The 21,349-nt window shown below is 72.4% G+C and carries 17 protein-coding genes; 8 read left to right on the top strand and 9 right to left on the bottom strand.

Annotated features, from left to right (window positions below):
- Positions 1-69: 69 nt before the first annotated feature.
- Genes ACU4ZT_RS01225 through ACU4ZT_RS01210 form a run of 4 tightly spaced genes read right to left on the bottom strand, consistent with a single transcriptional unit; the run spans position 70 to position 5,675 of the window.
- Positions 70-2,448 (bottom strand): beta-xylosidase/alpha-l-arabinosidase, encoded by a 2,379-nt coding sequence (locus ACU4ZT_RS01225; RefSeq protein ID WP_445337645.1) that lies wholly within the window; start codon positions 2,446-2,448, stop codon positions 70-72.
- Positions 2,445-3,350, bottom strand: a complete 906-nt coding sequence (locus tag ACU4ZT_RS01220) for a carbohydrate ABC transporter permease (RefSeq protein ID WP_414748571.1) — start codon at positions 3,348-3,350, stop codon at positions 2,445-2,447. Before ACU4ZT_RS01220 ends, ACU4ZT_RS01225 begins: the two co-directional genes overlap by 4 nt.
- Positions 3,347-4,375 (bottom strand): carbohydrate ABC transporter permease, encoded by a 1,029-nt coding sequence (locus tag ACU4ZT_RS01215; protein ID WP_445337644.1) that lies wholly within the window; start codon positions 4,373-4,375, stop codon positions 3,347-3,349. The genes ACU4ZT_RS01220 and ACU4ZT_RS01215 overlap by 4 nt, the downstream gene beginning before the upstream one ends.
- A gap of 10 nt (positions 4,376-4,385) precedes the next feature.
- Entirely contained in the window at positions 4,386-5,675 is a 1,290-nt protein-coding gene (locus ACU4ZT_RS01210; RefSeq protein WP_445337643.1) for an extracellular solute-binding protein, read from the bottom strand.
- Between the two features lie 223 nt (positions 5,676-5,898).
- Between ACU4ZT_RS01210 and ACU4ZT_RS01205 the strand changes: the two genes are divergently transcribed.
- The 3 genes from ACU4ZT_RS01205 to ACU4ZT_RS01195 all read left to right on the top strand — a co-directional run bounded on the left by ACU4ZT_RS01205 (position 5,899) and on the right by ACU4ZT_RS01195 (position 8,873).
- Positions 5,899-6,909 (top strand): LacI family DNA-binding transcriptional regulator, encoded by a 1,011-nt coding sequence (locus ACU4ZT_RS01205; protein ID WP_063072268.1) that lies wholly within the window; start codon positions 5,899-5,901, stop codon positions 6,907-6,909.
- Between the two features lie 28 nt (positions 6,910-6,937).
- Positions 6,938-7,438, top strand: coding sequence for a tetratricopeptide repeat protein (locus ACU4ZT_RS01200; RefSeq protein WP_414748575.1), 501 nt, complete (start codon positions 6,938-6,940; stop codon positions 7,436-7,438).
- Positions 7,439-8,036: 598 nt separating this feature from the next.
- Positions 8,037-8,873, top strand: a complete 837-nt coding sequence (locus ACU4ZT_RS01195) for a hypothetical protein (protein WP_131798135.1) — start codon at positions 8,037-8,039, stop codon at positions 8,871-8,873.
- A gap of 213 nt (positions 8,874-9,086) precedes the next feature.
- Here ACU4ZT_RS01195 and ACU4ZT_RS01190 read toward each other — a convergent pair whose 3' ends face one another.
- From ACU4ZT_RS01190 to ACU4ZT_RS01180, 3 genes are all read right to left on the bottom strand, one after another.
- The gene (locus ACU4ZT_RS01190) at positions 9,087-10,454 is read right to left on the bottom strand and encodes an MFS transporter (protein ID WP_063072271.1); all 1,368 of its coding nucleotides are present in this window, start codon (positions 10,452-10,454) and stop codon (positions 9,087-9,089) included.
- Between the two features lie 88 nt (positions 10,455-10,542).
- On the bottom strand, positions 10,543-11,412 hold the full coding sequence (locus tag ACU4ZT_RS01185) for an anti-sigma factor family protein (protein ID WP_063072272.1): 870 nt from the start codon (positions 11,410-11,412) through the stop codon (positions 10,543-10,545).
- Positions 11,409-11,915 carry a sigma-70 family RNA polymerase sigma factor gene (locus tag ACU4ZT_RS01180; protein ID WP_063072273.1) on the bottom strand — a complete coding sequence of 169 codons (507 nt, stop codon included), beginning with the start codon at positions 11,913-11,915 and terminating at the stop codon, positions 11,409-11,411. Before ACU4ZT_RS01180 ends, ACU4ZT_RS01185 begins: the two co-directional genes overlap by 4 nt.
- 734 nt (positions 11,916-12,649) lie before the next feature.
- On the opposite strand from ACU4ZT_RS01180, the gene ACU4ZT_RS01175 reads away from it, so the two are divergent.
- Both ACU4ZT_RS01175 and ACU4ZT_RS01170 read left to right on the top strand, forming a co-directional pair.
- On the top strand, positions 12,650-13,342 hold the full coding sequence (locus ACU4ZT_RS01175) for a YceI family protein (protein WP_270980777.1): 693 nt from the start codon (positions 12,650-12,652) through the stop codon (positions 13,340-13,342).
- A 294-nt stretch (positions 13,343-13,636) separates the two neighbouring features.
- A complete protein-coding gene (locus ACU4ZT_RS01170; protein WP_063072276.1) occupies positions 13,637-14,548 on the top strand; it encodes an alpha/beta hydrolase in 912 nt (303 codons plus the stop codon).
- A gap of 74 nt (positions 14,549-14,622) precedes the next feature.
- Here the strand turns inward: ACU4ZT_RS01170 and ACU4ZT_RS01165 are convergent, their stop codons facing one another.
- Together ACU4ZT_RS01165 and ACU4ZT_RS01160 are read right to left on the bottom strand one after the other, a co-directional pair.
- Positions 14,623-14,997, bottom strand: a complete 375-nt coding sequence (locus ACU4ZT_RS01165) for a PH domain-containing protein (RefSeq protein ID WP_063072277.1) — start codon at positions 14,995-14,997, stop codon at positions 14,623-14,625.
- A 222-nt stretch (positions 14,998-15,219) separates the two neighbouring features.
- Positions 15,220-15,795: a P-loop NTPase family protein gene (locus ACU4ZT_RS01160; RefSeq protein WP_063072278.1), complete on the bottom strand. Its 576-nt coding sequence runs from the start codon at positions 15,793-15,795 to the stop codon at positions 15,220-15,222.
- 159 nt (positions 15,796-15,954) lie between these two features.
- Here ACU4ZT_RS01160 and ACU4ZT_RS01155 point away from each other — a divergent pair, with 159 nt between their 5' ends.
- The 3 genes from ACU4ZT_RS01155 to ACU4ZT_RS01145 all read left to right on the top strand — a co-directional run bounded on the left by ACU4ZT_RS01155 (position 15,955) and on the right by ACU4ZT_RS01145 (position 21,311).
- On the top strand, positions 15,955-18,462 hold the full coding sequence (locus ACU4ZT_RS01155; protein WP_445337642.1) for a glycosyl hydrolase family 95 catalytic domain-containing protein: 2,508 nt from the start codon (positions 15,955-15,957) through the stop codon (positions 18,460-18,462).
- 72 nt (positions 18,463-18,534) lie between these two features.
- Positions 18,535-20,052: an alpha-N-arabinofuranosidase gene (locus ACU4ZT_RS01150; RefSeq protein ID WP_445337641.1), complete on the top strand. Its 1,518-nt coding sequence runs from the start codon at positions 18,535-18,537 to the stop codon at positions 20,050-20,052.
- Positions 20,049-21,311: a glycoside hydrolase family 27 protein gene (locus ACU4ZT_RS01145; RefSeq protein ID WP_445337640.1), complete on the top strand. Its 1,263-nt coding sequence runs from the start codon at positions 20,049-20,051 to the stop codon at positions 21,309-21,311. The genes ACU4ZT_RS01150 and ACU4ZT_RS01145 overlap by 4 nt, the downstream gene beginning before the upstream one ends.
- Positions 21,312-21,349: the final 38 nt, after the last annotated feature.

The following is a 21,349-nucleotide window of genomic DNA, read 5'->3' as shown; positions in this document are numbered from 1 at the left end:
ACGACGGAGCCCCGGCCGCCGCGCGTCGAGGGCGCGGCGTCCGGGGCTCCGGTGCGGACGGGATCGGGATCAGCTCGGCTCGAGCACCCGCTCCGGCACGGTCGACGAGCCGGCGGACGCACCGACCGGCGCCACCGACGTGCCCACGTACCGCTCGTCCGCGATGGTGACGTGATACGTGGATCCGGTGATCTGGATCTCGCCTTCCGTCTCCTTCACCGCGCTCGACGGCCCGACCCACAACTCGACCGCGCCCGGCTCGACCACGCGGCGGTACCTGAGGTCGGTGAGCGCGAGGCGGGTGGTGGGCACCCGGAACGTGACCTCCGCGGACTCGCCGGCCGCGAGATCCAGCCGCAGGTAGCCGAGCAGCTGCGCGACGGGCCGCGTGACGCTGCCCTGCACGTCGCGCGCGTAGAGCTGCACCACGTCGGTGCCGTCGCGGTCGCCCGTGTTGCGCACCACGACGGTCGCGGTGAACGCCTCCCCCGCGGCGACCTCGGCCGACGCCACGGACAGGTCGCTGCGCGAGAACGTCGTGTACGACAGCCCGTGCCCGAACGGGAGGACGGGCGTGGGATCCGCGCTCGTCACCTCGCTCGGGCCCCCGAGGATCGGGTGCAGGTACGAGAACGGCTGCGCGCCCGCGGACCGCGGGAGCGACACGGGCAGGCGGCCCGACGGCGACACCCGGCCGGAGAGGACGCCCGCGATCGCGGATCCGCCCTCCTCGCCCGGGAAGAACGCCTGGAGCACGGCAGCCGGAGCCGACTCGCCCTCGAGCGCCCACGCCACCGCGTACGGCCGGCCGGTGAGCAGCACCACGACCACGGGGGTCCCGGTGGCGCGCACGGCCTCGACCAGCTCGCGCTGCACGCCGGGCAGCTCGAGGCTCTCGACGTCGTTGCCCTCGCCGACCGTGCCGCGGCCGAAGAGGCCCGCCCGGTCGCCGACGACCACGACCGCGAGGTCGGATCCGCGCGCGGCCTCGACCGCGGCGTCGAAGCCGGAGCGGTCGTCGCCCTCGACGTCGGCGCCGTGCGCGAGCACGACCTCCGCGTCGGGCAGCTCCGCGCGGAGCGCCTCGGCCACGGTCGGGATGGCGAACCCGAGCGGCGTGCCCGGGTGGTGCGCGAGCACGTGGTTCGCGAACGAGTAGCAGCCCATGAGCGCCTCGGCGCTGTCGGCGTTGGGGCCGATGAGCGCGATCCGTCCGGGCGCCGTGCGGTCGCCCGACGCGAGCGGCAGCGTGCCGTCGTTCGCGAGCAGCACCACGGACTCCTCAGCGAGCCGGCGCGCGACGTCCCGGTGCGCCGGGGTGTCGAGGTCGATGCTCGTGGGCGGATCCTCGAACGTCGCGTCGAGCAGCCCCAGCTCCTCCTTCTCGTCGAGCACGCGGAGCACCGCGCGGTCGACGAGCGACTCGTCGGCGAGCCCGGCGCGGATCCGCTCCGCCAGCGGCGCGAGGTACGCGTCGCCCGTGGGCAGCTCCACGTCGATGCCGGCCTCGAGGGCCAGCGCCGCCGCCTCGCCGCGATCGCCCGCGACGGCGTGCATCACCTGGAGGAACGCGACCGAGAAGTAGTCGGAGACCACGACGCCGTCGAAGCCCCAGCGGCCGCGGAGCACGTCGGTGAGGTACTCCGTCGTGGCGCCGACGGGCGCGCCGTCGATCTCCGCGTACGAGTTCATCACCGAGCGCACGCCGCCGTCGAGCACCGCCATCTCGAAGGGCGGCAGCAGCACGTCCTCCACGAAGCGCGGGCCCACGTGGGCGGGCGCGTGGTTGCGTCCCGACTGCGAGACCGAGTAGCCGACGAAGTGCTTGAGCGTGGCGTGGATCCCGGCCGACTGCAGCCCCTTCACGTACGCCGTGCCGATGGTGCCGACCACGTAGGGGTCCTCGGCGATGCACTCGTCGACGCGGCCCCAGCGGGCGTCGCGGATCACGTCGAGCACGGGCGCGAGGCCCTGGTGCACGCCGAGCTCCCGCATCGACCCGCCGATGAGCGCGGCCATCTCCTCCACGAGACCGGGGTCGAAGGACGCGCCCCACGCGAGCGGCGTGGGGAACGTCGCGGCCTGCCACGCGGCGAGCCCGGTGAGGCACTCCTCGTGCACGAGCGCCGGGATGCCGAGCCGCGTCTCCGTCTGGAGCCGCCTCTGCTCGGCCCACAGCCACGACGCGCGCTCGACGGGATCCACCGGACGCGTGCCGTACACGCGGGTGAGGTGCCCGAGGCCGTGCTCGGTCGCCTCCTCGTAGCGGCCGGTCGTGGCCATCTCGCCCTGCATGGGCGCGACGACCTCGCCGCCCTGGTCGACCCAGTAGCCGACGATCTGCGCGAGCTTCTCCTCGAGGGTCATGCGCGCGTGCAGCGCGCGCACCCGCTCCGACACCTCGGGCAGCGCGACGGCGCCGGGTGCCGGGGCCTCCGCCCCGGTCACCCCTTCACCGCGCCGGTGAGGCCGCCGACGATGCGGCGCTCGAAGATGGAGAAGAAGATGAGCGCGGGGATCATCGACAGCGACGTGAACGCCAGCACCTTGGCCGTGTCGACCGAGTACTGCGACGAGAACGACTGCACGCCGAGCGGCAGCGTGTACGCCGACGCGTCGCTGAGGATGAACAGCGGCAGCAGGTAGCTGTTCCAGCTGCCGATGAACGCGAGGATGCCGACCGTGATCACGCCCGGCATCGACAGCCGCACGACCATGCGGAAGAAGAACCCGAGGCGGCTGCACCCGTCGATGAACGCGGCCTCCTGGATCTCGTCCGGGATGGCCCTGAGGAACGGCACCAGGATGATGATCGTCGTCGGGAGCGCGAACGCGATCTGCGGGAGGATGATCCCCGGCAGCGAGTTCGTGAGCCCGAGCGAGCGGATCACGATGTACAGCGGCGTGATGGCCACCGTGATGGGGAACATGAGCCCCGACGCGAAGATCGCGTAGAGCGCCCCCCGGCCGAAGAACGTGTACCGCGCCAGCACGTAGCTCGCCATGAGGCCGAGCACGACCGCGCCGACCGTGGTGCCCACGGCCGCGATGAGCGAGTTGCCCACCTGCCGCCAGAACATCGAGCCCGAGAGGACGTCGAGGTAGTTCTGGATCTGGAACGGCGACGGGAACCCCGCCGGGTCGGTCGTGATCTGCGCGTTCGTGCGGAACCCGCCGAGGATGATGTACGCCACCGGCGTCAGCATCAGGGCGATGAGCACGACCGCGACCAGGTACGGGATGGGGTTGCCGCCCTGCCCGGGTGTGCGCGCCCGCTTGGGCTTCGGCGTCTTGGCCGAGTAGGTGGGATCCAGGTCCGCGTTGCGCGGAGCGGCGGTGGCGACGGTCACTTCCTCGCCTTCCTTCCTGCGCCCGTGAGGGCGCCGGCGGTGTCGCGGTTGAGCACGAACCGCTGGTAGACGAGCGCGACGACCAGGGAGATGAGGAACAGCACCACGGCGACGGCGTTGCCGTACCCGTAGTTGCCGGATCCGCGTCCGTTCGCCACGAGGTACGTGGCCATGGTCGAGGTGCCCGCGGTGGCCGAGATGTACTGGCCCCAGATGATGTAGACGAGGTCGAACAGCTGCAGCGAGCCGATGATCGACAGGAACGCCCAGATGCGCAGCGTCGGCGCGAGCAGCGGCAGCGTGATGCGCCGCTGGATCTGCCAGTAGGAGGCGCCGTCGATGGCGGCCGCCTCGCTCAGCTCCTCCGGGATGCCCTGGAGGCCGGCGAGGAAGAGGATCACCGCGAAGCCGATGTACTTCCACGTGATGATCGTCATGAGCGACCAGATCGCGATGTCGGGGTTCGCCAGCCAGTCCTGCTGGAGGTCCGCCAGGCCGATGTTCGCGAGGAAGCCGTTGAGCGCGCCGGAGCCCTGGAGCATGAGGCTCCAGCCGGTGCCGACGACGACCTCGGAGATCACGTACGGCACGAAGATCAGCACGCGGATGATCGACTGGCCGCGCAGCTTCCTGTTGAGCAGGAGCGCCACGAGGATCGCGACGGGGCCCTGCAGCACGAGCGACAGCACCACGATCACCGCGTTGTGCATCAGGGCCTCGTGGAACGTGGGGTCCTGGAGGATCGTGATGTAGTTCCGGAAGCCCACGAAGATCGTGGGCGGGCCGAAGCCCTGCCAGCTGAAGAAGCCGTAGTAGGCCGCCATCACCACGGGGTAGATGACGAAGCCCACGAAGAAGAGGAGGGCCGGGCCCACGAGGATCAGGACCTCGAGGCGCCCGGACCAGCCCAGGCCGCGGCGTCGACCCCGCACCGCCGAGGGCGGCGTCGTCGCGACGCCGCCCTCGGGGTGTGCAGGATCAGCCGCGGGACGCTGCTCGTCGAGCGAGCTCTCGCGGATGGCCATGTCGGTGCGCCTAGGCCTTCTTGGCCGCGTCGCCGACGGTCTGGATGAGCTTCTCCGGGCTGCCGTCGCCGGCCATGAGGTCGACCACGCCGACGTTCATCGCGTTGCCGACGTTCAGGCCGTAGACCGTGTCGAGCCACTGGGACACGTAGGGCGCGTCGTTGTACGCCTTCAGGATCTCCTGCAGGTACGGCTCGGTGACGGCGGCCTGCGCCTTGGTGTTCACGGGCGGGGCGTTGAAGTTCTTGTAGTACTCCTCCTGCACCTCGGGGGTCGCGATGTAGTTGAGGAAGTCGACGCACTCCTTCGGCGCCTGCGCGGAGCAGGAGTAGCCGTCGATGCCGCCCATGATGGATCCGGCCTCGCCCTTGCCGCCGGAGATCTCGGGGAAGGGGAACCAGGAGAGGTCGGCCAGCGGCTTCTGGTCGGGGGTCAGGCCCGCGATGACTCCCGGGTCCCAGGCGCCCATGAGCTCCATGCCTGCCTGGTGGTTGGCGATGAGGCCGGCCGAGCTGCCGGCGCCCTGCTGCGCCGCGGTGGTGAGGAAGCCCTCGTTGAAGGGGTCCGTGCCCGTGAGGTCCTTGAGGTCCTCGCCGGCCTTGACCCAGCAGTCGTCGCTGAAGTCCTTGTCCTTCGCGGCCTTCTCGAGCGTGTCGGAGCTGCACTCGCGGAGCGCGAAGTTGAAGTACCAGTGCGCGGCGGGCCAGGCGTCCTTGCCGCCGAGGGCGATGGGCGCGACGCCCGAGGCCTTCAGCTTGTCGACGGTGGCGTCGAGCTCGTCCATCGTCTTCGGCGTCTCGGTGATGCCCGCGGCGGTGAAGAGGTCCTGGCTGTAGAAGATGCCGCTGGGGAGCACGGCGACGGGCATCGCGTAGGTCTTGCCGTCGAGCGTGTTCGCGTCGAAGGAGCCCTTCGAGATGTCGGCCTTCGCCTCGGAGGAGATGCCGCCCGTGATGTCCATGATCTGACCCGCGGCGACCATGGCGGCGAGCTTGCCGCCACCGCGCTGCAGGAAGATGTCGGGAGCGTCGCCCGAGTTGAGCGCCGTCTGGAGCTTGCCGTCGAGGTCCTCGTTCTGGATCGACGTGGACGTGACCGTGACGCCGGGGTGGGCGGCGTTGAAGTCGGCCGTGGTCTTCTCCCAGAACGCCTTGCCGGGTCCGGTGGTGGAGTTCTGCCAGAGCGTCATCTCGACGGGACCGCCGTCGTCGCCGCTGGAGCCGCTGCCGCTGCAGCCGGTGAGGGCGAGGGCCCCCACGAGCAGGGCCGCGGATCCCGTGAGGATCTTCCGTGCCTTCATGTCGTTCTACCTGTCTCTTCATTGAGCGCACCCTGGCGGGTGTCGGGGGTGACGTGCACGAGCCGCGCGCCTGGTGCTGTGGTGGTGCGGCTCTGCCGGGCCCGCTGTCGCGTCATCGCGTCGTCGCTCCGTCGTGACGGGGGCCGGTGCGGCAAGTCTCGGTCGTGCGCGGATGTCCGTCAAACGTTTTCGAAATCCTTTTCGGCGGGCGTAGTGTCCAGCCATGACCCGCCGCGTCACCATCCACGACGTCGCCGCTGCTGCCGGCGTCTCGGTGTCCACCGTCTCCAAGGCCGTGAACGGGCGGTATGGCATCTCGGCCGAGACCTCCCGCCGCGTGATGGAGGTCGTCGAGCGCCTCGGCTACGAGTCGAGCCTCGTCGCGAGCAGCATGCGCTCCCACCGCACCGGCGTGATCGGCGTGCTCGTGGCCGGCTTCGAGCCGTTCAGCGCCGAGATCCTGAAGGGCGTCGGCGCGGCCCTCCGGGAGTCGCGCTACGACCTCCTCGCCTACAGCGGCTCCCGGCAGGTGGACAACACGGGCTGGGAGCGCCGGTCGCTCAGCCGGTTGAGCGGCACCCTCATCGACGGCGCGATCATGGTCACGCCCACGGTGGTGACGGCGTCGACCGAGATCCCCGTCGTCTCCATCGACCCGCACACCGGGCCCGCCGACCTCCCGACCGTCGAGTCCGACAGCCTCGGCGGCGCGCTCCAGGCCACGCGGCACCTGCTCGAGCTCGGGCACCGGCGGATCGGGTTCCTCGCGGGCCGCCCCGACCTCCGCTCGGCCAGCCTCCGCGAGGCCGGCTACCGGCGCGCGCTGCAGGATGCGGGCATCGCGTTCGACCCGGCGCTCGTGCGCGCGGGCCTCTTCCTCACGGCGGCCGCCCGCGAGCCGGCGCGCGCGCTGCTGTCGCTGCCCGACCGGCCCACCGCGATCTTCGCCGCCAACGACCTCTCCGGCATCGGGATCCTGCAGGTGGCGGCGGAGCTCGGGATCCGCGTGCCCGAGGACCTGTCCGTGATCGGCTTCGACGACATCCCGGAGGCGTCCCAGATGACGCCGTCGCTCACCACGATCCGCCAGCCGATGCAGCGCCTCGGCACCACCGCGGTGGACCTGCTCATGTCGCTCATGGCCGGGCAGGAGCCGGACGCCATGCGGATCCAGCTGCCCACCCGCCTCGTGCGCCGCGCCACCACGGCGCCCCCGCCGCCGCGGCGCAGGTGACCGGCGGTCGCCCTGCCAGGCTGGGCGCATGGACCACGACGACTGGGACGCCCAGGTCGCCGCCTTCTGGGCGACGGCCGACGACGAGCGCGCGGACGAGACCGTCGCCGGGATGCGGGCCCTGGTCGCGGAGCGGCCGGCCGACGATCCGCGCGCGCTCTACGAGCTGGCCAGCGCACACGACCTCGTGGGCCGCGAGGCGGAGGCCGTGCCGCTGTACCGTGCGGCGATCGCCGGCGGGCTGGATGCGGCGCACCTGCCGTTCGCCGTGATCCAGCTGGCGAGCTCCCTGCGCAACGTGGGCGAGCCCGCCGAGGCGATCGCGCTGCTCGAGGCCCTGCCCGACGACGACCACGCGCCGGGCCGCGACGCGTTCCTCGCGCTCGCGCTGCACGACGCGGGCCGTCCGACGGAGGCGCTGGCCGTGGCACTGCGGCGGCTCGCGCCGACGCTGCCCGAGTACGGGCGCGCGGTGGCGGCGTACGCGGACGAGCTCGGGGAGCGGTCGACGGGCGCCGGGGAACGCTAGGCGTCGGGATCGGCGGATCCGCGCCCGTCGCGGAGCCCGAACGCCGCCATCGCCTCGGCATGGCTTGAGGCGGATCGCGGCTTCATCGCTGGAGACCGCTCACGGTCGTCTCTGCCACCAGCGCCTTCTACCAGCAGCCTTCTCATACGGCGGCAGCGGGGTCGCGTGCCCATCGAAGGCATCCGGTCGATCACCCCTGCTGTCATCGGAAGCCCGGCCACTCTCGGCTCGCTGACGCCGCGCCTGCGCTTCCGCTAGGGCGGCCGAGAGCCGTCCATTGAATCCCATCAACTCATCGCTCCTGACTCCTCTGCCTAATTCCGCACGTGTAGATACAACGCACGCGACACCCCGTCATTTCCTACCACGAGGATATTGTCTGCACATCGCGGGCCTCCATCTTGCCCCTGAGTCGCAGCGGAGATGTGGTCACGGCGACGTGTTTCGATTTGTTACTGGGACACGCTTCGGATATGTGATGGTTTCGGCGAGTTGGACCTCGAAGCTCACAGCCAGAAGAGCCACCGACGAAAGGGACCATCTGATGAACAGAAATCGAATCGCGATAGCATCATTTATATCTGCTGCCGCATTGGCGATGACCGTCGCGACGCCAGCGCAAGCAGCGACCGCAACTTTCTTCGACGGAAGCGCGGCTCCTGACACAACATACACAGAAGGGACGGTTTATCAGAGCCGCACCGGGATCACGGCCGGATTCACCGAGCAGACGATAACCGGGTTGGCCAACATACAGGTCTGGCTCGGTACAGCCACTACGAACGCTTGGAGCTATGAGGCCACGATCTACGACACCCGGAACTACCGAAAGGGTGCTTTCAGGTGGAAGTCGCCAGGCGAAACTGCCAGCCTCAACGCAAGGGCCACGGCCTTGGATGTCGGTCGGATCCGCAGTGATGCGGATACCGATTCCACAGCCATCGAGGACCATGTAGAAGGCCCTGCCGTCCCGACTTCTGCCTTAGCCCATGTTGCCTCCACGTACGGATTCTCGAAGGATGACCTGGTCCCCATCGGTCAGCATGAGGGTGTGCAGCTCTGGAAGGCGTCGAACGCGACCGACACCTTCCTGTTCACCTCCGGCCAATCCGAGGACGACTACGTCACATCCGCCCGGGCGTCGAACAGCAGCTTCTCTCAGCGCGCGATCTCCGTCCGAAACAGCATCCCGAAAGCAGATGGCGCCGTTGAGACTCATCAATTCGTTCTCACGGATGACGCCCACGAGGCAGAAGTCGCGTCCGTCGATGGCCTGCGCAACGTAGGCCACGACCTGTTCGTAGACACCAGAGCCGACGACCGCGGAGAAGATCAAATCACCACCTTCGGCGCAGAAGGCACCGTTCTGACGAGCGACGCCGGTGACGCACGTGAGCCCGTCAGCTATGCGCTTGCGCTCTCCGGTACGCAGTGATCGCATACGGGCGGATGCCTGACTGACCTCGACACGATCTGGGGGTGGTCTCGACTCTCCCCACTCGATGGCCAGGGGGCGCAGCTATTGTCGCGATGGCTGCGCCCCTCATCGGCCTCGGCCCGTGGATGCGGCTCGCCTCTCGCAGAACGACATCCATGGCGCGACGCGGCACCGCGGCCCGCCTAGCTGCGAGTCAACGCTGGGGAATTGCTAGGCAGCCGGGGTCGTACGGGGAGGCTCCACCGTAGTGGTCGAGGCTTCGTGAGCCGAGGCGTCCCCCGCGTCCGCCTCCGCCTTCTTCGCGCGGGCCAGGCGGATCGCCGCGCGGCCCGACGGCAGGGAGATGGCCACCGAGATCACCACGACCGTGATGATCCCCGCGGCGACGAGGAGCTCCTGCACGCTGAAGACGTCGGCGAGCGGGCCGAACGCGACCGCGCCGATCGGGGTCGCGAGCGCCATGACGATGCCGACGTAGCTGAAGACGCGGCCGTGCATCTCGGGCGCCACGGTCTCCTGCACGAGCGTCATGAACGGCGCCGAGAACAGCGGCACGAAGAGGCCGATCGCGAACATGAAGCCGTAGAACACCCAGAGGTTCGGGCTGAGGCCGAGGCCCGCGGTGAAGATCGCGAAGCCGAAGCAGCTCACCAGGATCAGGGTCATGCGGTCGGACTTCGCGAACACCGTCGACACGAGCGCGCCGCCGCCGAGCATGCCGACGCTGAACGCGACCTCGAGCACGGTCACCATCCACACCTCGGTGCCGTAGGTGCGGGCCACGAGCAGCGGCGTGATGAACGACGGCGCCACGGTGAGCAGGAAGATGATCGCGAAGACCACGAGCAGCCAGCGGACGACCGGGTTGCCGCCGATGTAGCGGATCCCCTCGACGAGGTCCTCGCGGTAGCTCGACGTCTTGTCGGCGATGGAGGCGAGCGTCGGCACGGCCACGGACAGCAGGAAGGCGATGCCGATGGCGGCCGTGATCGCGTCGACGAAGAAGAGCGGCACGAGCCCGTAGGCGGCGAAGATCGCGCCCGCGGCGGCCGGTGCCAGCAGCGCCATGGCCGACTGGATGGTGCCGAAGATGCCGTTGACCCGCAGGAGCTGCTCGGGCGGCACGATCTGCGGGATCATCGCCTGCACCGCGGGCGTCTGGAACCCGGCGCCGACGGAGCGCACGGCCACCGCGAGCAGGATGATCCAGAGGTCGGTGACGCCGTTCATCATCAGCAGCGCGAGCGCGAGCGTGACCACGGCGATGCTGCTGTCGGAGACGATCACGAGCACGCGCCGGTTCATCCGGTCGGCGAGCGTGCCGCCGAAGATCGAGACGATGCCCTGCGGCAGGAACGCGCAGACCGCGTAGAGCGCGACCGCGAGGCCCGAGCGGGTCTCGAAGGTGACGTACCACATGACCGCGTATTGGACGAGCATCGAGCCGAACAGCGAGACGGTCTGGCCGCTGAGGAAGAGGGTCGCGTTGCGCCGCCAGCGCGCGGCGACGACGGCCTGGTCGGCCGCGCTCAGGGCGGGCGCGTCGGGCAGGTCGGCGTGCGGTGCCGGGTCGCTCATCGGGTCCTCGTGCGCTCGATTTTCCTCGGGTGTGGGACGCCAGGGTACGGCCCCGCGACGGCGGCGCGCCAGGGGTGGGCGCCGTGGATCAGAGGTCGCGGCTCGCCAGCACCACGTCGGAGTCGGAGGGCGTGATCTGCACGGAGCGGATCCGGTCCATCGGGAGGCTGGAGGTGGCCGCGAGCAGCCGCGACTCCGTCTGGCCCGCGCCCCAGGTGGCGACGACCGTGCGGGAGCCGGCGTCGTCGATGGCGACGAGGTCGTAGGAGCCCTGACCGACGCCGCCGCCCGCGTAGGCGCAGCTCCAGTCGAAGCGCGTGCCGTAGGGCTTGGCGGTGACGGCGAGCTGCGCGGTGACCCCGACGTCGAGGTCGGAGCGCATGCTCACGGCGTCTTGGGGCAGGCCCGCGGAGAGGTCGCCGGAGGGCGAGGAGGCGACCGGGGTCGGATCCGCGAGGGGCGCGCTCACGCCGGCACGGAGCGCGGAGCCGAGGCCCGCACCGCCCACGAGGAGCACGACGGCGGCCGCGGCGAGAAGCCAGCCTCCCGTGCGGCGGGTGAGCCGGGCGGGGCGGGACAGGGATCCGGGGAGCCGCCGTCCACTGCTCGGGCGCCGACCGCGGGGCACGTGGTGCGACGCGGACGCCGCGGTGGACGGCAGGGGCACCACGGGCGCGGGGCCCGCCGCCGTGGAGCCGGCGGCAGCGGCGGACGGCGCGGCGTCACGGGCGGCGTCGGCGGCGTCGGCCACCGGATCCGGCTCGTCGAGCAGCGCGAGCGCGTCCTCGACGGGCAGCATGCGCAGCACGCCGGGCAGCCCGGCCAGGTCGGCGAGGGAGCGGGTGCACGCGTCGCAGCGCGTGAGGTGGGCCTCGAACTGCGCGCGGTCGGTGGCGCTGAGGCTGCCGAGCACGTACGCGGCATCCCACTCGTGGATGTCGTCGGCGCGGTCGTTCATCGGGTGACTCCTCGTTCTTGCAGGGCGAGACGGAGCGCCTTGAGCGCGTAGTGGAGGCGGGACTTGATCGTGCCGGGCGGCACGCCCTCGCGTTCCGCCGTCTCCGCCACCGTCCGTCCGAGGTGGTAGCAGCTGACGACCGCACGGCGGTGCTCCGCGGAGAGCGACGCGAGCGCCTCGGCGACGAGCAGGCGGTCGATGATGGCGTCCGAGGCGTCCGCGACGGGATCCTCCGGCAGCACGTCGGTCGGCGTCTCGCGTCCGCGCCAGGCGCTGCGGCGGTCGTCGATCACGAGGTTCCGCACGACGGTGAAGAGCCAGCGGCGGGCCGACTCGTCCTCCTCGGCGAGGATCGCGGGCGAGCGCCAGGCGCGCAGCAGGGCCTCCTGCACCACGTCCTCGGCGAGCGCCGCGTCCCCCGTGAGCCGCAGCGCGTAGCGCTGGAGCGCGGGGGCGTGCGCGTCGTGCAGCGCCCTCATGCGTGCCGTGCTCTCCGTGGTCATCCGTACCTCCTCCTCCCACGACGAGACGGACGGCCGAAAGGTTCACCGCGGTGCGGGAATCATCTCAGGCGGATCGTGGATCGACCCGCGCGTGCCCCCGTCGACCCCTGGCGGGCCGCGTCACATCCGCACGATCACGTTCCCGCGGGAGTCCCCGCGGAGGAGGTCGTCGAACGCCGCGGGTGCCGCCGCCAGCCCGCCCTCGACGATCGTGTGCGGGAACACGATCCGCCCCTCCCACAGCCAGCGCGCGTAGCTCTCGTCCCACGCCCGGATCTGCTCGGCGGTGTGGTGCGTCGAGAACGGGCGGATCCAGCTGCTTCACGAAGGCCGTCATCACGGCGAGCCGCGGCGTGCCGCCCTGACCGCCTCCGACCTGTCCGGCCAGCGGGCCGCACAGCACGAGCCGCGCCCGGGGCGGCAGCCTGCATGGCCGCCTCGAAGCCGAGCTCGTCGACGAGCCGGGCGGCCTTGGCGGCCGAGCCCGCGGATCCGATCACCGTGCTCGCCCCGCGGGCTCGCACGATCTGCCCGGCGAGGGAGCCGACCCCGCCCGCGGCGCCGGTCACGAACACGACGTCGCCCTCCCCGACGCGGGGTTCCCCGCATCCGCAGCCGCGAACCTGGCAGACCCCTGAGCGCGTGAACGTTATCCGGAGCTGGCCCGTCGTCCTCCATGTCGGCGCAACATCCCGCGGCGGACGAAGACGCACCACCCGGATCAGGAGAACCCCATGCAGAAGAAGACCAAGATCATCCTCGGCACGAGCGCAGCCGTCGTCGTCGTGCTCGGTGTCAGCGCCGCCGCGTTCGGCCCGGCGTTCTACCGCGACGTGATCGTCGGCGCACCCGCCGCCGCCCCGTCCGTCTCGGCCGCCCCGGCCGACTCGTCGCTCGACACGAGCAACCTGTCGGGCGACTGGAAGATCGGCGCCGGCAGCACCGCCGGCTACCGCGTCGCCGAGGTGCTCAACGGCACCGACGTCACCGTCGTCGGCAAGACCGAGAAGGTGTCCGGCACCATCACGGTGGACGGCTCCACGCTGAAGGACGCGACCGTCACGGTCGACGTCGGCTCCGTCGCCACCGACCAGGCGGCCCGCGACGACTACTTCCACAGCACCGCCATGGAGGTCTCGAAGTACCCCGACGCGACCTTCACGCTCACGCAGCCGGTCGACGCGGCCGTGCCCGCGAGCGGCAAGGTCGCGACCGTCGAGGCGACCGGCGAGCTCACCATGCACGGCGTGAAGCAGACCGTCACCGTGCCGCTGCAGGCCGCGCTCACCGCCGACGGCGTGCAGGTCAGCGGATCCATCCCCGTCACCTTCGCCGACTACGGCGTCGAGGCCCCCAGCCTCGGCTTCGTGAGCGTCCAGGACAAGGGCACCGTGGAGTTCCTGGTGAAGGCCACGCCCGCGAAGTAGTCGCGGACCGGCCCACGGGGCCGCCCCAGACGAGGGGAGGAGGAGCGCGTTCGGGGCGCTCCTCCTCCCCTTTCCGCGTCCCCGGGCGGGTGCGCCGGCCAGCCGGACGCGCGTGCCGGGCCCCGTCGCCATGCACCTCCGCGGGTCCTCCGCTGCATCTGTCCACGGGCAGCGGCACCTGGGGACGGGCAGGCGGTTCCCCAGGATCACCGCGCTTAAGGTCATGGCGGTCCGGCGCGGGTCTTCCCGCCGAGACGCCATTCACTGCCCATCACAGAGAGAGATGACACGACCATGTCCGTCACCCGCTCCGCGTTCCGCACCCGCCCCGTGGCCGTCGCCGCGCTCACGACGCTCGCCCTCCTCGGCGTGCCCGCGGCCGCCCAGGCCGCCACCCCCGCCCACGCCGGCACCGCCGACAGCGCGTCCGCCCACCACCACCACGCTCCGTACCCCCTCAGCCAGTACACGATCCCCGCCACGGACGGCAGCGGCTTCGGCGACGCCACCCTCTACGCACCGCAGAACACGGGCAAGAAGACCCTCGGCGCGATCGTCGTCGCCCCGGGCCTCAAGGGCGACCAGTCCGACCTCGCCTGGCTCGCCAAGGACCTCGCCGGCGAGGGCTACATCGTGCTGAACATGAACACCCTGGGCGGCTACGACCTCCCGCAGCAGCGCTCCTACGAGATGCTCGCCGCCGCCAAGTACCTCGCCACCGCCAGCCCGGTCAAGGACCAGGTGAACCCGGCCGACATCGGCGTGGTCGGCTACTCGCTCGCCGGCGGCGGAGCCCTCAACGCCGCCGTGGAGCAGCACGGCCTCAAGGCCGCCGTCGCGCTCATGCCGTACGACTTCCCGGCCGGCACCACCGACCCGTACCACCCCACCGCCTCGCCGTCGTACCCCACCGACACCACCCCGACCCTGATCATCACCGGCCAGACCGACCAGACCGCGCCGGCGTCGTTCATGGGCAAGCCCGCCTACGAGTCCATCCCCAACACCACCGCCAAGCAGTACCTGGAGCTCCGCGGCGCCGACCACCTGGCGTTCCGCAACAAGGAGAACGGCACCGTCCGCGACGCCGTGACGAACTTCCTCAAGGTCTACATGGACGGCAACAGCGCGTACAAGCCGTACGTCTGCCCGGCCCAGCCGATCTCGGCCGCCATCAGCGACTCCGCCAGCTCCTGCCCCAAGTAGGACCGATCCCCGGCCTCCGGGCCCCATGAGAGCGGCGTGCGACCTCGTGTCGCACGCCGCTCTCGGCGTTCCGGTCAGTGCGCCTGCAGCACGGCCCAGGCGATGAGGCCGTCGATGCGCCGGATGTCGGCGCCCTTGCCGAGCTTCACCTTGATGTGGCCGGCGCGCGTCCACAGCTCCAGCTCCGCATTCAGGTCGAACCTGCCCGCGTTCTCCGTCGACCACATGTTGATCGCGCTGTAGGGCAGCGAGTACAGCTCGACCTTCTTCCCCGTGATCCCCTGTGCGTCGCGCACGATGAGCCGCTTGGTCGTGAAGGTGGCCGAGTCGCGGAAGGTGCGGAACGAGGCGACCGCCTGCTCCCCCTCCACGAGCAGCTCGTGCACGTCGTCGGGCACGGGGATCTCGTCGGCGAGGGTCCAGGTCAGGAGGGGTGCGGTGGCGTCCATCCTCCGATGGTGGCAGCCGGGCGCGCGCCCCGCAGGCCCCATTCCGGGCCGCCCGCTCGCCACGGCGTCCGCGGACGGCGGGTCACGCGCGGAGCGCCCCGCGCAGGAGCTGCGCCTCCATCGGGGCGCCGTCGAGCAGGGCGCAGAACGGACACGGCGTCTCGGGGGTCACCGGTCCGTGCCCACCGGCGTCGCATCCGTCGCTCCGACCGGCATCAGCGCTCAGGCCGTCGTCGGCTGATCCGAGCGCGGCAGGCCGCGCAACCAGAGGTCGACCTCGCGGGTGGAGCGGAGGCGCACGATCCGCAGGTGCGGGTGGTCGATGGCCGCGTGCACCACGCGCTTCCGCACCTTCGCGCGACCGCGCCAGCCCCAGCGGACGATGTGGTCCGGGTCGGTGAACACCGTGCGCATCGGCGGCTCGACGTTGTCGTGCCAGAGCGGCTCGCGGCGCCAGCGGCGCATGACCGTGCGGCGGATCAGCCGCCCCATCTGCACCTGGACCGGCAGGTCGAGCCACACGAGCGTGTCCGCGCGGGACGGCAGCAGCGGCCCGAGCTGCGTCGTGTACTGCCACTCGGTGACCCAGGCGTCGCACGAGGTGAACGCCTCGACGTCGTCGCGGAAGGTGGGCAGCTCGGTCCAGCCGGGCCCGTGGAAGAGCGCGTCCATCTCGGTGTGCGGGAGGCCCGTGCGCTCCTGGATGCGCCGGGCGAGCGTGGTCTTGCCTGCTCCCGAGGGTGCGGCGATGAGGATGCGCCGGGCGGGCGGATCCAGGCGCTGCAGGGGTCCGAGCATCCGCCGATCCTAGGGCGGCCGGATGCGGAGCCGCCGGGATCCGTCCCCGTCCTTCCCGCCGCGCATCCCGGCCGGTAGCGTGGTGCGGCCCGCGACGAATCGCCGACGAACCGGAAGGGGCCGATCATCCGATCGCTCTCGCGCGACGACGCGCACCCCGTGGATGCCCACCCCGTCCTCACGACCGCGACCGCGGCGCCCACGTGGGAGGAGGGCGTGATCGTCGGCAGCGGCCGGATCGGCGCGGTGGCGCACGGCCCGGCCGACGCGATCACGGTCTCGCTCGCGCACGAGCGCTGGTTCCCGCCGGTGAACCCGCGGCCCGCCGCCCCGGACCTCCGGCCGCGCCTCGACGGGATCCGCCGCGCGCTCCTCGCGGGCGACGCGGACACGGCGAGCGCCGAGCTCGAGGCGGCCGCGCGCGACGACGGATACGGCGACGGCCTCGTCTGGACCGACCCGCTCGGCATCTGCGCGACCCTCGTGATCCGCACGCCCGGCGGCGCGGTCGGCATGCGGCGGAGCATCGACCCGGTCGGCGGCGAGGTCGCGATCGCGTGGGCGGATCGAGACGGCGGGCGGCACGAGGTGCGGATGGTCGCGCCGCGGGCGGGCGCGGCCCGGGCGGGCGGCGCTCCTGCGGACGCGGCGGACGCCGGCACGGACGCGGACTCGGGCGTCGGCTCCGGCGGCCCCGGCGGCGACACCCTCTGGATCGGGCTCGAGTCGGACCGCGAATGCCATGTCGCGATCGAGCTCGGCCTCGGCGCGGGCGACGCGACCTCGTTCGACACGGGCGTGCCGGACGCGTCGGCCGCGGTGCGCGCCTCCGTCGCGGGCGGCGGGCGCGGGGTCCTCACGGCCGAGGCGGGCGAGGGGTCCGTCGCGGTGCGGGCGGTGACGGCGGTCGACGCCGGCGTCGCGTGGGTGGAGGCGGGCGGATCCGCGCGCGCGACGCTCCGGGTCGGACCGGGCGGCACGCGGCTGGTCCGGTTCGCCGTGGGCACCGGCCCGGCCGACGCGACGGCGGCACCCGCCGAGCCCCCGCCCGGATGCGCCCCCACCTGGGACGACCTCCGCGCCGCCCAGCGCGCTTCCCACGGCCGCCTGGTCGGCGCCTCGACGCTCGACCTCGACGGCGCGGCGCCCGCGGAGCACGACGCCGACAGCGGCTCCGACACCGACGCCGGCTCCGACACCGAGGCCGTCTGGTCCGCCGCCCGCGCCGGCGACCCGGCTGCGCGCCGCCGCGTGGTGGAGATCGCCTACCTGAGCGGCCGCGCGAACGTGATCGCCGCCACGGGCGAGCTGCCGCCCACGCTGCAGGGCGTCTGGCAGGGCACGTGGCGCCCCGCGTGGTCGGCCGACTACACGCTCAACGGCAACGTGCAGGACGGCGCGATGGCCGGCATGCTCGCGACCGGCACGCCCGAGCTCGCCCGCAGCCTCCTCGCGCTGGTGCTCCCGCACCTCGACGACTTCCGCGAGAACGCCCGCCGCGTCTTCGGTGCCGAGGGGATGCTGCTGCCCGCGCGCATGTCCACGCACGGCCGCGCGGACCACCTCTCGGCCGACTACCCGCACCCGTTCTGGATCGGCTGCGGCGGCTGGATCCTCCGCATCGCCGCCGACGCCGTCTCCGCCACGGGCGACCGCGGCATCGTCGACGACCGGCTGTGGGAGCTCGTCGAGGGCGTGCTGCGCTTCGCCGAGACGGGGACCGTGCTGGTCGACGGCGTGCGCCGCCTCGTCCCCTCCTACTCGCCCGAGAACACGCCCCGCGGCGAGCGCGTGCCGGCCGCGACCGACGCGACCATGGACGTCGCGATCCTCCGCGACGCCGCCCGGGCCACCGCCCTCCTCGGCCGGGCCCGCGGCGACGCGTCGCTCGACGCGCGCTGGGACGCGGTGGTCAGGGACCTGCCGCCGTACCGGGTGGCCGACGACGGCACGCTCGCCGAGTGGCTGGATCCGCGCTGGCCGGAGGAGGTCGCGCACCGCCACGCGTCGCAGCTGCACCCCGTGGGCACGGGCACCGACCCGGCGTTCCACGGCGACGGCGCGGAGGCCGTGCGCCTGCGAGCCGCGGCCGCGCGCACGGTGGCGGCGAAGATCGCGTGGCGCGCGGAGGACCCGACGGCCCCGCCCGGCCGGATGGAGATGGCGTTCGGCCTCGTGCAGGTGGGCCGCGCGGCCGCCGCGCTCGGCGACGCGGAGTCCGCGCTGACGTGCGCCGAGTGGCTCGCGGTCGACCACTGGAGCCCGACGCTCACGACGCGGCACGACGCCGGCCGGATCTTCAACCTCGACGCGAGCGGCGGCCTGCCGGGCCTCGTCGCGGCGATGCTGCTCGGATCCGACGAGGGATCGCTCGCCGTGCTCCCCGCGGTGCCGGCGGCGTGGCCCCGCGGGTGCGTCACCGGGCTCCGCGCGCGCGGGGGCCTCGTGGTCGACCGGCTCGCGTGGGATCCGGAGGGCGCGACCCTCGTCGTGCGTCGCCTCCCCGCGGCCGCGTGGCTCGCGCCGGAGGGCGGCACGGCCCTCCGGCTGCCGCGGGCGGCGACCGTGCGCGTCGACGGCGCCGCGCACGACGCGGACGCGCCCGTCGTCATCGGCGGGGAACCCGTGCGCGTCGAGGTCGGATGGGCTCCCCGCGGCGTACTGTGAGATCGATCTCTCACTCCGGGACCCCGGTCCCCACCCCAGCGGCACCGTCGCCGCCCCATCGCAGGAGCATCCGTGACCACCACCATCACCGTCGACCTCGACCGCCCCGGCGCCACCATCAGCCGCCACCTCTACGGGCACTTCGCCGAGCACCTCGGCCGCTGCATCTACGACGGCTTCTTCGTGGGCGAGGACTCGCCCGTGCCGAACGCGGGCGGGATCCGCCTGGACGTGGTCGAGGCGCTCAAGGCCCTCGACATCCCCAACCTGCGCTGGCCCGGCGGCTGCTTCGCCGACCGGTACCACTGGCGGGAGGGCGTGGGCCCGCGCGAGGAGCGGCCGAAGCTCATCAACACCCACTGGGGCGGTGCGGTCGAGGACAACTCCTTCGGCACGCACGAGTTCATGGCGCTCTGCGAGCTGCTGGGCGCCGACGCCTACGTCTCGGGCAACATCGGCTCGGGCACGCTGCAGGAGATGTCCGACTGGGTCGAGTACCTGACGGGCGCGGGGCAGTCGCGCATGGCCGACCTCCGCCGCGCGAACGGCCGGGACGAGCCGTGGACCGTGCCGTTCTGGGGCCTCGGCAACGAGGCGTGGGGCTGCGGCGGCAACATGCGCTCGGTCACCTACGCCGACCTCGCCCGGCAGTTCGGCACCTTCTGCGAGAGCGGCGGCGCGACCCCGCTGCACCGCATCGCGGCGGGCGCCGACACCATGGACACCGAGTGGACCGAGACGCTCATGCGCGTGATCCCGGAGATGGACAAGCACCCGTTCTCGTCCGTGCCGTGGGAGTCGATCTCCGTCCACTACTACACGCTCGGCGGCAGCTGGACGGCGAAGGGCAGCGCCACCGGCTTCGACGAGGACGCCTACTGGAGCACCATCGTCGCGGCCCAGGGCATCGAGCCGCTGCTGCGCGCGCACGCCGACGTGATGGACGTGCACGACCCCGCCAAGGAGTACGGCATGGTGCTGGACGAGTGGGGCACCTGGTGGGACGTGGAGCCGGGCACGAACCCGGGGTTCCTGTTCCAGCAGAACACCATCCGCGACGCCATGGTCGCCGCCTGGCACTTCGACGTCTTCCACGCGTTCGCCGACCGGCTGCGCATGGCGAACATCGCGCAGACGGTGAACGTGCTGCAGGCGATGCTGCTGACGGATCCGGACGGCGGCGAGATGGTGCGCACCCCCACGTACCACGTGTTCGAGATGAACCGCGGGCACCACGACGCCACCTCGCTGCCGACCACGGTCGTCGCCCCGGCTCGCGCGGTCGACGGCGGCGAGATCCCGCTGGCCTCCGCGTCGGCGAGCGCCAAGGACGGCCGCGTGCTCGTGTCGCTGACGAACGTCGACCTCGATGCGCCGCAGGAGGTCGTGGTCGCGTTCCGCGGCGGCCGCGCGGTCGACGTCGCGGGGCGCATCCTCACGGCCGACCGGCCCGACGCGCACAACCGCCCGGGCGACGCCGACGCCGTGCACCCGGTCGCCCTCGAGGGGATCGAGACGACCGCCGACGGCGTGCGCCTCACCCTCCCGCCGCACTCGTTCGCGACCCTCTCGCTGCGGCTCGAGGCGTGACCGCGCCGGTCTGCGCGGCCATCCCGCCCCTGGGATGGAACAGCTGGGACTGCTTCGGCGGCTCCGTGACCGAGGAGGAGGTGCTCGCCAACGCGCGCTTCCTCGCCGCGCACCTGCTGCCGCACGGCTGGGACACGGTCGTCGTCGACATCCAGTGGTACGAGCCGGATCCGGGCGCGCACGACTACCGGGAGCGATCCGCCGCCGAGCTCGACGCGTGGGGCCGGCCGCAGCCCGCGGTCGGCCGCTTCCCGTCGGCGGCGGGCGGGCGCGGGTTCGCGGAGCTCGCGCGGCGGATCCACGCGATGGGCCTCCGCTTCGGCGTGCACCTCATGCGCGGCGTGCCCCGGCGCGCGGCCGAGGAGGTGCTGCCGATCCTCGGATCCGACGCCACGTGCGCCGACATCGCCGACCCGGCGAACCCCTGCCCCTGGAACCCCGACATGCACGGCGTCGACATGACGAGGCCGGGCGCGCAGGAGTGGTACGACTCCGTGTTCGCGATGCTCGCCGAGTGGGGCGTCGACTACGTGAAGCTCGACGACGTGCTGTACCCGCCGGTCCAGGCCGCGGAGGTCACCGCGATCTCGCGCGCGATCGCCGCATCCGGCCGCCCGATGACCCTCAGCCTCTCGCCCGGCAAGCGCCTCAGCCTCGAGCACCTCGACCTGCTGCGCGAGACCGCGCAGCTCTGGCGGATCTCGGACGACTTCTGGGACGACTGGGCGCACCTCCGCGAGCAGTTCCAGCGCGCCGCGAGGTGGGCGCCGCACCAGCGTCCGGGTGGGTGGGCGGACGCCGACATGCTGCCGCTCGGCCGCATCGGGATCCGCGCCCACGTCGGCGGCGACCGGCAGAGCCGCTTCACCCCGGCCGAGCGGCGCACGCTCGTGTCGCTCTGGTGCCTGCTCCGCTCGCCGCTGATGTTCGGCGGGCACCTGCCCGACACCGACGCCGCGACGCTCGCGCTCCTCACCAATGACGACGTGCTCGCGCTCCTCGGCAGCGACGCGAGCCGCGAGATCGTGCGCGACGGCGACCTCGTGATCTGGGCGGCCGAGCAGGGCGCCACCCGCTGGCGCGCGGTGTTCCAGCTGGGCGACGCGCCGCTCCGGGTGACCGCGCACCTGGCCGACCTCGGCTGCCCGGACGCGACGCACGCCACCGACCTCTGGACCGGCGAGGAGTTCGCCGTCGTCGGCGGCGGGATCCCGCTCGAGGTCGAGGCCCACGGCGTGCGGCTGCTGCGGCTCGCCTGACCCGCGCGGCGCGACACCGACACGACGACGCCGGCCGC

The organism is Clavibacter davisi (assembly GCF_052751415.1).
The sequence above is the reverse complement of the archived record's forward strand: the minus strand, read 5'-3'. Positions and strand labels throughout refer to the sequence as shown.